The 13,237-nt window shown below is 43.5% G+C and carries 12 protein-coding genes; 2 read left to right on the top strand and 10 right to left on the bottom strand.

From position 1 onward, the window contains the following. Positions 1–142: 142 nt before the first annotated feature. The 8 genes from ACQY3F_RS12480 to ACQY3F_RS12445 all read right to left on the bottom strand — a co-directional run bounded on the left by ACQY3F_RS12480 (position 143) and on the right by ACQY3F_RS12445 (position 9,100). Positions 143–853, bottom strand: coding sequence for an aminotransferase class III-fold pyridoxal phosphate-dependent enzyme (locus ACQY3F_RS12480; RefSeq protein ID WP_428355189.1), 711 nt, complete (start codon positions 851–853; stop codon positions 143–145). Positions 854–887: 34 nt separating this feature from the next. Next, positions 888–2,621, bottom strand: coding sequence for a putative transposase (locus tag ACQY3F_RS12475; protein WP_428355188.1), 1,734 nt, complete (start codon positions 2,619–2,621; stop codon positions 888–890). Positions 2,622–2,680: 59 nt separating this feature from the next. After that, on the bottom strand, positions 2,681–3,145 hold the full coding sequence (locus ACQY3F_RS12470) for a hypothetical protein (RefSeq protein ID WP_428353027.1): 465 nt from the start codon (positions 3,143–3,145) through the stop codon (positions 2,681–2,683). Between the two features lie 159 nt (positions 3,146–3,304). Further along, on the bottom strand, positions 3,305–3,898 hold the full coding sequence (locus ACQY3F_RS12465; RefSeq protein ID WP_428355186.1) for an aminotransferase class III-fold pyridoxal phosphate-dependent enzyme: 594 nt from the start codon (positions 3,896–3,898) through the stop codon (positions 3,305–3,307). 24 nt (positions 3,899–3,922) lie between these two features. Continuing rightward, positions 3,923–5,377, bottom strand: coding sequence for an NAD-dependent succinate-semialdehyde dehydrogenase (locus ACQY3F_RS12460; protein ID WP_428355185.1), 1,455 nt, complete (start codon positions 5,375–5,377; stop codon positions 3,923–3,925). A gap of 229 nt (positions 5,378–5,606) precedes the next feature. Beyond that, positions 5,607–6,251, bottom strand: coding sequence for a hypothetical protein (locus tag ACQY3F_RS12455; RefSeq protein WP_428355184.1), 645 nt, complete (start codon positions 6,249–6,251; stop codon positions 5,607–5,609). 440 nt (positions 6,252–6,691) lie between these two features. Next, a complete protein-coding gene (locus tag ACQY3F_RS12450) occupies positions 6,692–7,243 on the bottom strand; it encodes a hypothetical protein (RefSeq protein ID WP_428355183.1) in 552 nt (183 codons plus the stop codon). Positions 7,244–7,738: 495 nt separating this feature from the next. Beyond that, positions 7,739–9,100: an IS1380 family transposase gene (locus ACQY3F_RS12445; protein ID WP_428352976.1), complete on the bottom strand. Its 1,362-nt coding sequence runs from the start codon at positions 9,098–9,100 to the stop codon at positions 7,739–7,741. Positions 9,101–9,334: 234 nt separating this feature from the next. Between ACQY3F_RS12445 and ACQY3F_RS12440 the strand changes: the two genes are divergently transcribed. Further along, positions 9,335–9,706 (top strand): hypothetical protein, encoded by a 372-nt coding sequence (locus ACQY3F_RS12440; RefSeq protein WP_428355182.1) that lies wholly within the window; start codon positions 9,335–9,337, stop codon positions 9,704–9,706. Here ACQY3F_RS12440 and ACQY3F_RS12435 read toward each other — a convergent pair. Both ACQY3F_RS12435 and ACQY3F_RS12430 read right to left on the bottom strand, forming a co-directional pair. Further along, positions 9,645–11,378, bottom strand: a complete 1,734-nt coding sequence (locus tag ACQY3F_RS12435) for a putative transposase (RefSeq protein ID WP_428355181.1) — start codon at positions 11,376–11,378, stop codon at positions 9,645–9,647. The two genes, ACQY3F_RS12440 and ACQY3F_RS12435, sit on opposite strands and share 62 nt — an antisense overlap. Before the next feature lie 59 nt (positions 11,379–11,437). Continuing rightward, positions 11,438–11,902 (bottom strand): hypothetical protein, encoded by a 465-nt coding sequence (locus ACQY3F_RS12430; protein WP_428353027.1) that lies wholly within the window; start codon positions 11,900–11,902, stop codon positions 11,438–11,440. Positions 11,903–12,037: 135 nt separating this feature from the next. Between ACQY3F_RS12430 and ACQY3F_RS12425 the strand changes: the two genes are divergently transcribed. After that, a complete protein-coding gene (locus ACQY3F_RS12425; protein ID WP_428355179.1) occupies positions 12,038–13,057 on the top strand; it encodes a hypothetical protein in 1,020 nt (339 codons plus the stop codon). Positions 13,058–13,237 lie beyond the last annotated feature (180 nt).

Here is a 13,237-nt window from a genome sequence, read left to right as displayed (position 1 = left end):
TGTTACATTGTAGGCTGGGTTAGCTTAGCAAGCGAAGTGCAGATAACGTAACCCAGCCTACAGTGTCATTCACTGATTATGAGATAATGAATCCTTAACTTAATGGCAGTGACGCTAGAGCAAACGAGGTACTCTAATGTTTTTAAGCAATCTCAATCAACGCGGCTTCCAGAATATTTAATCCTTCTTCCAGATGTGCCTCTGGAATTGTAAGCGGGACAAGGATACGTATCGTATTCGCAAAATAACCACAGGAAAGCAGGATCAAGCCTTTCTCGGCTACTTTAGCGGTTAATTTACCAATCAGAACCGGGTTAGGCTCATTGCCGCCGCGTTCTTTTACCAGCTCAAATGCCACCATGCAACCTACACCGCGCACATTACCAATGGCTGGCACGTCATCACGAGCCTTAATTTCATTCAAACGTTCAACCAGACGCTTACCCAGATTTACACTACGCTCTACCAAGCCTTCATCTTCAATCGCAGCTATCGTTGCCAGAGCTGCCGCACAGGCAACAGGGTTACCGCCATACGTGCCTCCTAGTCCTCCTGGTTTGGTGCTATCTATGACAGCAGCCTTGCCGATCACACCAGAGACAGGAAAACCACCTCCCATCGCTTTGGCAACCGTTATCAAATCAGGCTCAATACCACTATGCTCAGATGCAAACAGCTTACCTGTGCGGCCAAACCCAGTTTGTATTTCATCACAAATCAGCATGATGCCATGATCATCGCATAGGGCGCGTAACCTTTGCATAAAGTCATTTGGCGCCTGATAGAAACCTCCTTCTCCTTGTACAGGTTCCAGAATGATGGCCGCCACATCTTGAGCTTCAATTTCAGACATCTTGATTCAGACGAAACTAATTTGAGACCATTTCCTAATTTTTTGCGGATGAAGTCAGCTCATAAATTAAGCGCAGATCGGTTCCTGGATAATTGAGTTCCGTTTGATTGAGTTGTTCAAATAACTTTTCTATTGCTTTATTACTTGCAGGTCGGGAAGTACTATGCACACGTATCCGAAGTTGTTTTTTTACTTCATCGGGTAATATATCTGCTTCTGTCACAAACAGCGTTTGTAATAGTTGCCTTGCCATCGGAAAGTCGATTGTCGGTGAGGTTAGCAGAGCGGCCATTGCTGTTTCTGCCCGATAAGCGATCATGTTGACAGTATCTATCAGCCGCTTTTTCCCTGGCAGAAGCTGTTCGAACTTATCTTCGTCTCTCAACTCTTGCCAGGTAATGTGTTTGGGCGTTTGGCTTAGTTTTTCCTTGATGGTTTTTAGTTCATTTTCATAATGCTCTATTTCTTCGAGTAATTCTGCTCGTTTTCTTTCCCATTTCTTGTATTTCACATCTTCCGTTTCATCTTTTTTAATCACCGGATGAAGTTCCATCGCTGCAAATCGAGATAGACGGTAATTGAGTTTGGATTGTATCGAATTACGCTGTCCTTCCTGTTGGCGCCTATCAGGGTTGACCACCTTTTGGGTATCGGATAGTGGCTCTATTCCATACTCCTGTAGCATATCTAGCCCATAGTGGCGCTTCATATATCTAAAAAAGTTCTCTTGGCACCACCGGCTAAACATTCGCCCAGAAACAGCCGTCAACTCTAGTTCATAGGCTGTGGTAATAATACTGGTTTGGTGACCAGAATCAGTCAACTTGCGCACTTCTCTCATCCACATCGCCTGTTTTTTGGTTCCAACCAGACTGCCTCGTTCGGCGAGTTTCATGATGACTTTTTCACCACTCGGTAGGGTGATCTCCTGACTGGAAAAATTGTCCAGTGGCCAATTTTCGGTGGGAAATTTATGATAGGTCATGCAAGCGACACGATGCTTGTCCCACATCTTTCTAAAGAATGCGGGGCTATAGCCTTCTCTATCAAACACCAGGATAAAACGACAGGCTTGTTTGTTTTGCTGTAATGCTTGTGCACTCGGTTGATTCGGAATGTCTTTGAGTAATCGGGGGACGATATCTTCTTCCAGCGTTTTTAGTAAGCCCGGATCCACCGTTTTTTCAACGACAAAGAAGGGACGCCCCGTACCATCATTAACCCAGTAGTCGGTGATACCCCGTAAGCAGAGTTTTTCGCGTGAAACATGCCGTTTGGGAAGTTTAGTCAAGTGTCCATGATAGACACGGACATGACCATCTATGTAGAGTGTTCCTGCTGCCTCTGGTTCATTTTCCATCCATTGTCGACTGAGGTCGGCCGCCCAGCTTTCAACTGATTCTGGATCAGACAGTCCTTTTACTTTGGTTCTTAAACAGCGCACTTCGGGAACCCGATCCAGGCCAAGTAGTTTGCCGAATTCACCCGGTGCATGCTCGCGAAGTTGTTCGGCATTTTTGATGCGACATAGTCCCATAAAGGCGAGTAGCAATAGGATATGAAAGGTTTGATAATAACCTGTCAGTTTGCCAAGGTGGTGCTCAATGTCATTTAATAAGCCATTGCTAAGTAACGCGGGCAATGCACATAACACACCGCCTTTAGGAACATCTAAACAGGATTCGAATTCGATTGAGGCTCCCTTTTCCTGCTCACCCAAAGCCGCCTGGATTCGCTCTTCTACTCGAGTGCAGGCCGTACCAAGCACATCGGCTGCATTGGCATCTATAATATCACGGGCTGATTTGGTACTGCCATCATTGGGGTCTATTGATGCGGCAGACTTTTTTTTAAACGTCCATCACTGATCGCCTTGCGAAAGGTATCTGCCCGGATGCCTAATTCTTTAGCGGCTTCGTTAGGCGTCATACCTTGATCCAGATATTCCTGAGCTTGCTGCAAAACCTCAAGCGTAAAGAGTGGTCCTCCCTTGCGAGTCGGGCGAGGTTCAAAAAACGAATCAGCCCCTTTTTCTCGTAGTTGCCTTAATGAGCGCATAACACTACTTTTAGAGACACCAAAGGTTGTAATAATATCGATTGAACGACAGGAACCGGTATTGATGAGTTGAGAGGTGTGAAGTCTAAATAATCTCTTATTGTCAGCCTGGTGAGAATAGATCGGGATACCGCCGAGGAAATAAAACCACTCATCATTTCGGTTATCAACACTGACCTGACCATTTATAATAGTCGTACCCTGAGGAATTATTGGGAGCATGAGTTGCTGCATTAATTGAATACCTCGTATGATATGAGGGCTTAGTTTAACCTAAATGAGTACCATTTTCATTTCTTTAGCTGAAAATATCAATCATTTGACAATAATTCCCTAACCCTTTAATTATATTGCCTAGTTTAAGTTTTAATGGATTTCTTTCAGGATAGCGAATCAAGATGTCTGAATTTCTGTTTTAAAGATCGTTGCCAGACCTGCCATAGCATCATCCACAGAGATACCATGATGCGCAATAGGAAAGGGTGCATGGAAGACATTTGCCATGCCAACACCGCCACCTGCTCGATAAGGTACAATCTTTCCCGTGAGTGTGCTGGTCAGTGCTGTACGACCATGAAAAGCACCGCGAAAAGCGATAACGCCCTGATGGCCTGTGTGGACCCGTGCAATTTTCACCGCATTTTCAACGGCCTCAGCACCGGTAGAAAAAAGTACCGACTTCGCATCCTTAATCGGTGCGATTGCATTCAATTTTTCACACAGCGCTATATAGGGCTCATAAGGGGATACCTGAAAAGCAGTATGGGTGAAGTTGTCACACTGGGCTTTTGCTGCCGCTATCACCTTTGGATGGCAATGGCCGGTATTACAAACTGCGATACCCATAGCAAAATCAAGATAGCGTTTACCATCAGCATCCCAGATTTCAGCATTGAGTGCTGTTGCAGCAAAGACAGTGGTCGCAGATGCAACACCGGGTGCAACAGCCGCTTGCCGGCGCGCTAATAGATCAGCATTTTTAGTCATATTTTTATCCTTGTTTTTGGCATTTTAAATACCGCCCATACACATATATTTAATTTCCAGGTAATCATCTAGCCCATAGTGGGAGCCTTCACGACCTAGACCTGATTCTTTCACGCAGCCAAAGGGAGCGACCTCGGTCGAGATAATACCTTCATTAATGCCGACGATGCCATATTCCAGTGCTTCACCCACACGCCAGACCCGTCCAATATCACGGGTGTAGAAATAAGATGCCAGGCCAAATTCTGTGTCATTGGCCATGGTTATGGCTTCTTCTTCGGTTTTAAAGCGGAACACCGGGGCAAGAGGGCCAAAAGTTTCTTCCCTGGCCACCTTCATCTCGGGTGTGACATCGGCAATAATGGTGGGTTCATAGAAAAAGCGACCCAGTGCATGGGGTTGACCACCTGTGACGACACGTCCCCCTTTACTCAATGCATCTGCAACATGAGCAGCAATTTTTTCCACACCCGCTAGATTGATAAGTGGTCCCTGGGTAACGCCTTCATCAGCACCATTACCTACCTTAAGTTTTTTAACTGCAGCCATTAATTTTTCAACAAAGGCATCGTAAATGCCATCCTGTACCAGGAAGCGATTGACGCAAACACATGTCTGGCCAGAATTTCTGTATTTGCTCGCCATTGCTCCAGCAACGGCCGCATCCAGATCCGCATCATCAAAAACAATAAAGGGGGCATTGCCGCCTAATTCCAATGACAATTTCTTGACAGTGTCTGCACTCTGGCGCATCAAAATTTTACCCACAGCAGTAGAACCGGTGAAGCTTATTTTTCTTATAATGGGGTTCGCTGTTAATTCAGCGCCAATTTTTACGCCATCAGCTGAGGTCACGACCGAGAATATTCCTGCAGGGATGCCAGCCTGTTCGGCGAGTTCCGCAATAGCAAGCGCCGATAGAGGTGTTTCGGCTGCTGGTTTTAGGATGACTGGGCAACCCGCTGCTAACGCTGGGCCAATCTTGCGTGTGATCATGGCATTGGGGAAATTCCACGGCGTGATCGCCGCACAAACGCCGATTGCCTGCTTGGTCACCACAATGCGACGGTTAATCTGTGTCGCTGGTATCAACTCGCCATAAGCTCGCTTCGCCTCTTCTCCAAACCATTCTATAAAGGAAGCGCCATATGCAATTTCTCCGCGTGCTTCAGCTAAAGGCTTGCCACATTCAGCCGTGAGGATTTGTGCCAGGTCTTCCTGGTTATCCATCATCAGGTCAAACAGCTTACGCAGAATCCCCGCGCGTTGTTTACCCGTTTTCGATTTCCAGGTCTCCCACGCCTTATTAGCCGCTGCAATTGCGCGACTAGTCTCAGCGACTCCAAGATCAGGCAAGGTGGCAAGTATCTCACCTGTTGCTGGATTAAGCACATCAAAGGTAGTTCCATCATCGGCCTCAACCCATGTGCCATTTACATAAGCCTTGTCTTTCAGTAAAGATTTATTGGTAATTTTCATTGGTTCACCTTTTTCTCTGAGTTGGTTTGTATTTTAGGTAAAACGCAGGGTGTATAAGAATAGCTGAGGGTTATGGGTAATCAGCATTTTAAGCTTTGCCAGAAAGCCAACCAGCTACAAATAACAAAACCATATAAAACAAGTGTTTATGTTTTTGTTACTTAGAAGGTAAAATTATAAGGCAGCCACCTCGCTTTGTTCTACTCAGTATTGATAGCCATTGTAGACCTCAATATTGAATATAAGTTGACCATGAATAAGGTTTCCTAGTGTTCTTTGGAGTGACCCAGGTATCAACTGTTGTTTCATCGGGTTTTGTCATTACGCGTACGCTACGATCCCATTTATCTTCAAAATGTTCTATCAGCCGTCCATAGGTATGTACATCATTAAGGTCGGTGAAGCTAAACGGACCGATAAAAATAAGAAAGGTTATATCAGTGTAATGCGTTTCCCCGGAAAAGGCGGGCGATGTCGCGAGTAGTTTGCCCTCGCTTGTCCAAAAGTTGAGGTAAATTCGGGCGCGACCACGTTGACCATTATCATGATAGAAACTGATGGACGATTCACCCATGGTACCTGGAATGGGAATTCCTAGTATGAAAGAATCAATGTCGGTGCCCGCGAATTGTACGACTGCTTCAATGACGGGAAGGTTGTCTGAGGCTATGGTTGAGATATTGGCACCTAATTTAGTGAGGTGTTGGCGCAGTTGGGTACGCGTCCAGCTATCATCGGTCCTGTTAGCGGATGCCAGCTCGATTTTCCAGCGACCATCAAGCGCCTCTTTAATGATCGGTAGTTGATTTACTGCTCGAAAAATTGCACCGCGTGTCAGTTCTTGTTCCATGGCAGACCGCTTATCAATCATCATTTTAGGGTTGAAGCAAGCAGTCAGTAATGTGAACAGAAACCCAATATATATTAGACGCATAAAGTTAATAGATCATCAGTAAAAAAGATTTTTGCAATTTTAATGTAAGTAGTCGATCAAAATTATCCTAATATTTTATTAAACCCTGAAATTTAGTTCCATATTTTCTTTATCATGGTTGGCTACTTAAGCCACGGGATATATGGATTGAGAGAAATAAGTAATTTAATGAAATAATTCACAAATATTAGAAAAATAATGGTTACTTACTTTTATAGGTAGTCCAAATAAATTTGAATCGTTTTGCTAACAATTTTCATGGTTTTAAAAGTCAATTGTTGTTTCTATATGTATGATAATATTATAGAAAGTTCAATTTCAACTCACTATTTTCACATAAACACATAAAGAAAAATATATGACGATTGTCTCAGCTAAATTCAAAACCAAAGTAAGGGTTGAAAAAATTGCAGAGCGAAAATATGTAGACTGTTCAAAGGTGGATCCGTTGCAGCATATTGTATATTCCAGACTTGCGCATAGACCCAGTAAATGGGAATCTGCAGTGCTAAATAGTAACCGACAACCCACCGTCGTTGCTGTTGGGTAATTGGGCTTTTGTAGCTAATCATTATCGGCGCTATATAGGTTGTCAGGCTCCAGATAGCACCTCCGATAAAAACTAATACCAATATTAGGTTGTCTTCAGAAAAGGATAAAGAGCCAGTGTTTGCGGCATGTATAGACAACGCAGTTTTAATCACTGATTCGACCCCAATCAAATACTCGTGCATAAAGGCTGTGAGAGTCTGCGAAAGCGCAAGATAGCAGGTGACGGCTCCAAAGGTAAAGGGTAAGGGGCGACTTAAGCCCTGGGCATCCAGATCCTGCGAAGATAGCAGCCAGAAAATCCCCAGAATGGTTAGAAAAAAACCTAGAAATAAAGCAACAGTACTGTTCAAATGCTCTAGATGATTGAAATTAGAATTCAATCTACTCGATGCGGTCATTGAAAGCATTAACGCAATAATGGTCAGATTGAATGCCAGGACAGTTAATCGCGTTCGAGCAATATTAAGCGCTATGTCTGTATTTTGTTGAGTAGTCATCGTCGTTTAGGTGTCCTGTCTCTCTTGAGCTTTATTGATACTTGATCCTCAAGGTTTTCAATGGAGCAAGGAGGGAGACTTGTGTTAAATAATAGAACGCTGGATTTCGACTCGTCTCAATCCTTCACTATTTTATTGTATAACCTAAATCCTGCAAGCCCATATTTTGACTCTCATTAACCTGTCTAGCTAAGTGGTTATTAGGTTTTTACTGCCGCTTTGCCAGCCCTCTTTGTCCAACCGATCAAAATATCCAGATTTAAATCATAAATAGAGGAAATTTTTTGTATCGTATGGATATCCCCCGAGCCCAAGGCAATAAACACCCTGCCAACGTGCCATGACCTTTTAATCAAAGTGACTTAACTTCGGTTAATGTTAAGCGAGTAACCCCACCTTAACCCAATCATCCCATTCCTGTGGATAGAGCGGACCTGCAGGTGTTCTGACTCTCAGCTGATTATTGCCTGTGAGTAATTTTCCAGCCACCCGAATCAGATAAGTACGAAGTGTATCCGGCTCCCATTGGCACAACGTTTTGTTGCCACTCAATTGAGCCATCCAGCGCACGGTATTGTAGGCAAGAACGGCGCAATGAAATAATGCGGCATTAGCCAGAAATTGATTCGTTCTGATTTTACCTAAACCCATTTGTGATTTTGCTTCTTCAATCCATGTTTCGCACGTCGCTCGTTCACCATACTTCTTATGTGTTTGCCAAGGCGATAGAGGTTCAGTTGTTACATAACAAAAATAGTCATATTCTGCCGTATCCCAAAGCTCGGACTGAGGTCCTGTCACTTGTTTAGGTTGCTTTATCCTGACCGCGACAAACTGACGAGAGCGAGACCAGCCACCACAACGATATTGAAACTCGCTCTGCTCCCAACCGGGTCGGCCTTGTATGGCTGTCCAGGCCTGTTTGGCCAGCAATGCGTTCAAATTCTTAAGTTTAACCTTTATTAGATACCCATGCCCTCTGGTATCGAGAAATTCAAGCAAATCACCGACAAAATAACCACTGTCACCGCGAAAAATAATGCGCATCCGATTGGGCAAGTGTGCAAGTAACTGTTTGGTAAATTCTACAACACCATTGCTTGTAAAGGCATTGCCTGTCCGGAACCAGGCTTGTAAAATTTCTTTTGTTTCCGCTAGAAAAGCGAGTTGTGGATGGTATGAACGGGCACCTTTCTTTTTGGGGTTGAAGCCTTTGGCACTTCCTTCTTGTCGACCACAAACGGTGTCCACAGTTGAATCGACATCGACCCACTGGACGGATTGTATGCCAGTTTTCGATTTTCCGGAACGAAGCAATCGCCGCCAGTGTTGACCACGCAAAGTATGCGTGAGCGTTTCAAACTGGCTTATCTGCCTATCACTTACTTCTTTAAAGATCCGTAAAATTGTGGTTTCAACAGGAATCTTTATCCAGCCAGCTACTTTGCGCAGTACGCTATCTGCCCATACGGTCGTCACCTTTGCCATTGATGTTGCTCCCCCCATCATGCCAACCAACGTCAATAGAACCACATCAGATAAGTGATGGTCTGCATTTTCACCCCGCCGATGTGGAACGCTTTGTTTTACGGTTTTTTCAAAACCTATCCTGTCTAAATATTTCACGACGGGAATCAGTCCCGCCTGGCTTGTCAATCCATGTGCTGTAGATGTCATTTTTACCGTTCGGGTACGGTTTCTTACGTGAGATGAGGATTTTGATACTTTAGAGGGCTTCATTAAAACAATGAGATAGTGAAATCAGGAAAATGATATTATATCATTGTTTAATAAGGAGTTTTGTGGATTATTATGTATAATGCTTGCAGGATTTAGGTATAAAGATTATATGTAGCAAGGTTTAGCCTTCTCCAATACGAAATGAGTCTGAAAGTAACCTCGTATTCTAATATAGAATGAGTCTAAACTGACAAAACCAGATAATCTGTTCATGATGAAGGAATGAAAGCCATCATGAATCTTAAAGCACTAAAAAATACGGAAGAATTACAATCATTTTTGGAGGGATCACAAGCGGTTGCCTTTAGCCTGCCAGGTAAAAAGGAAGAGCGCTATGCCTTTATTCAATCTACCTTAAAACAGTTTCACTACCGAGCCATCACTAAACGGCAAAAAGGGGTTGTGATTCGGTTTTTACTGCAAGTAACCGATTATTCTCGGCAGCAACTAACACGACTGATTAACCAATACCTAAAGACAGGTGTTGTGCAGCTCAATAAAGTCAGACATCTTGATTCAGACGAAACTAATTTGAGACCATTTCCTAATTTTTTGCGGATGAAGTCAGCTCATAAATTAAGCGCAGATCGGTTCCTGGATAATTGAGTTCCGTTTGATTGAGTTGTTCAAATAACTTTTCTATTGCTTTATTACTTGCAGGTCGGGAAGTACTATGCACACGTATCCGAAGTTGTTTTTTTACTTCATCGGGTAATATATCTGCTTCTGTCACAAACAGCGTTTGTAATAGTTGCCTTGCCATCGGAAAGTCGATTGTCGGTGAGGTTAGCAGAGCGGCCATTGCTGTTTCTGCCCGATAAGCGATCATGTTGACAGTATCTATCAGCCGCTTTTTCCCTGGCAGAAGCTGTTCGAACTTATCTTCGTCTCTCAACTCTTGCCAGGTAATGTGTTTGGGCGTTTGGCTTAGTTTTTCCTTGATGGTTTTTAGTTCATTTTCATAATGCTCTATTTCTTCGAGTAATTCTGCTCGTTTTCTTTCCCATTTCTTGTATTTCACATCTTCCGTTTCATCTTTTTTAATCACCGGATGAAGTTCCATCGCTGCAAATCGAGATAGACGGTAATTGAGTTTGGATTGTATCGAATTACGCTGTCCTTCCTGTTGGCGCCTATCAGGGTTGACCACCTTTTGGGTATCGGATAGTGGCTCTATTCCATACTCCTGTAGCATATCTAGCCCATAGTGGTGCTTCATATATCTAAAAAAGTTCTCTTGGCACCACCGGCTAAACATTCGCCCAGAAACAGCCGTCAATTCTAGTTCATAGGCTGTGGTAATAATACTGGTTTGGTGACCAGAATCAGTCAACTTGCGCACTTCTCTCATCCACATCGCCTGTTTTCCAGTTCCAACCAGACTGCCTCGTTCGGCGAGTTTCATGATGACTTTTTCACCACTCGGTAGGGTGATCTCCTGACTGGAAAAATTGTCCAGTGGCCAATTTTCGGTGGGAAATTTATGATAGGTCATGCAAGCGACACGATGCTTGTCCCACATCTTTCTAAAGAATGCGGGGCTATAGCCTTCTCTATCAAACACCAGGATAAAACGACAGGCTTGTTTGTTTTGCTGTAATGCTTGTGCACTCGGTTGATTCGGAATGTCTTTGAGTAATCGGGGGACGATATCTTCTTCCAGCGTTTTTAGTAAGCCCGGATCCACCGTTTTTTCAACGACAAAGAAGGGACGCCCCGTACCATCATTAACCCAGTAGTCGGTGATACCCCGTAAGCAGAGTTTTTCGCGTGAAACATGCCGTTTGGGAAGTTTAGTCAAGTGTCCATGATAGACACGGACATGACCATCTATGTAGAGTGTTCCTGCTGCCTCTGGTTCATTTTCCATCCATTGTCGACTGAGGTCGGCCGCCCAGCTTTCGACTGATTTTGGTTCAGCCAGTCCTTTTACTTTGGATCTTAAACAACGCACTTCGGGAGCCCGATCCAGGCCAAGTAGTTTTCCGAATTCACCCGGTGCATGCTCGCGAAGTTGTTCAGCATTTTTGATGCGACATAGCCCCATAAAGGCGAGTAGCAATAGAATATGAAAGGTTTGATAGTAACCTGTCAGTTTGCCCAGGTGGCGCTCAATGTCATTTAATAAGCCATTGCCAAGTAACGCGGGCAATGCACATAACACACCGCCTTTAGGAACATCTAAACAGGATTCGAATTCGATTGAGGCTCCCTTTTCCTGCTCACCCAAAGCAGCCTGGATTCGCTCTTCTACTCGAGTGCAGGCCGTACCAAGCACATCGGCTGCATTGGCATCTATAATATCACGGGCTGATTTGGTACTGCCATCATTGGGGTCTATTGATGCGGCAGACTTTTTTTTAAACGTCCATCACTGATCGCCTTGCGAAAGGTATCTGCCCGGATGCCTAATTCTTTAGCGGCTTCGTTAGGCGTCATACCTTGATCCAGATATTCCTGAGCTTGCTGCAAAACCTCAAGCGTAAAGAGTGGTCCTCCCTTGCGAGTCGGGCGAGGTTCAAAAAACGAATCAGCCCCTTTTTCTCGTAGTTGCCTTAATGAGCGCATAACACTACTTTTAGAGACACCAAAGGTTGTAATAATATCGATTGAACGACAGGAACCGGTATTGATGAGTTGAGAGGTGTGAAGTCTAAATAATCTCTTATTGTCAGCCTGGTGAGAATAGATCGGGATACCGCCGAGGAAATAAAACCACTCATCATTTCGGTTATCAACACTGACCTGACCATTTATAATAGTCGTACCCTGAGGAATTATTGGGAGCATGAGTTGCTGCATTAATTGAATACCTCGTATGATATGAGGGCTTAGTTTAACCTAAATGAGTACCATTTTCATTTCTTTAGCTGAAAATATCAATCATTTGACAATAATTCCCTAACCCTTTAATTATATTGCCTAGTTTAAGTTTTAATGGATTTCTTTCAGGATAGCGAATCAAGATGTCTGAAAGTACATAAGCCCCCAGGATTCAAACAGAAATACGGCGCAACCGATGTCGCGTTATTAGCAGAAATGGATGAGCGATATGACACACCAAGCGGCGCCGTTATTAAAAAGCTTTGTGAACGAGCCTACTGCATTTTTAATGAAGATGACTATCAAAATATTGCCAATATTTCAGTCTCACATCTCTATAATTTACGGCACTCTGCGGGCTATCAGAAGCAACGAAGAACCTTTGATAAAACCAAGTCTAGGAAGGTTGCCATTGGCGAAAGACGTAAACCAAAAGCAGAAGGTAAGCCTGGCTATATCCGTATAGATACGGTACATCAGGGCGATCAGGATGGTATAAAAGGCGTGTACCATATTAATGCCGTCGATGAAGTAACTCAATATGAAGTCGTCTTATCTTGCGAGCGGATTAGTGAACAATTTTTGCTACCCATTTTGACCGAAATGCTTGAAACTTTTCCCTTTAATATGAGGGGTTTTCATGCGGATAATGGCTCCGAATACATCAATCACAAAGTGGCTGAACTGCTTAACAAGCTCAATATTGAGCTCACTAAGTCACGGTCAAGGCACAGCAATGATAATGCATTAGCGGGAAGTAAAAATGCCTCAGTCGTGCGTAAAATCTTTGGTTATAGTCATATAGAGCAGCATTGGGCTGATGAACTTAATGTTTTTAATAGAGAGCACCTCATTCCCTTTATTAACTATCATCGTCCTTGCTATTTCCCAACGACCCTTACCGATGAAAAGGGAAAAGAAAGAAAACAATATCACTATGATAAAATGATGACGCCTTATGAAAAGTTGAAATCACTGGATCGGAGTGAAGATTACCTAAAAGATACGCTAACTTTTAAGATGCTTGATAACGAGGCTTACAAGGTAAGTGACAATCAAGCAGCTGACAAAATGAACCTCGCTAAAAAGCGATTATTTAAACAAATAAATGAACAGAAAAAAGCCTGCTTTTAGGGGTGGACTAAAGGCTCTGTTCAGACTCATTTGTTAATTGGAAAAAACTGGTTTGCTTGTGTATTTTTTACTCACAATCGTCTGAATTAACAATGGGCGTTTTGGCATCCTTCATAAAAGTATGCAACATGAAGTTTCATAATATGAGGCATTCGCGAAGTATTTATTTTCCAGCATGCC

The sequence above is a fragment of the Methyloprofundus sp. genome (assembly GCF_965251085.1).
GTDB lineage: Bacteria > Pseudomonadota > Gammaproteobacteria > Methylococcales > Methylomonadaceae > Methyloprofundus.
This window is presented reverse-complemented; position numbering and strand designations above follow the sequence as displayed.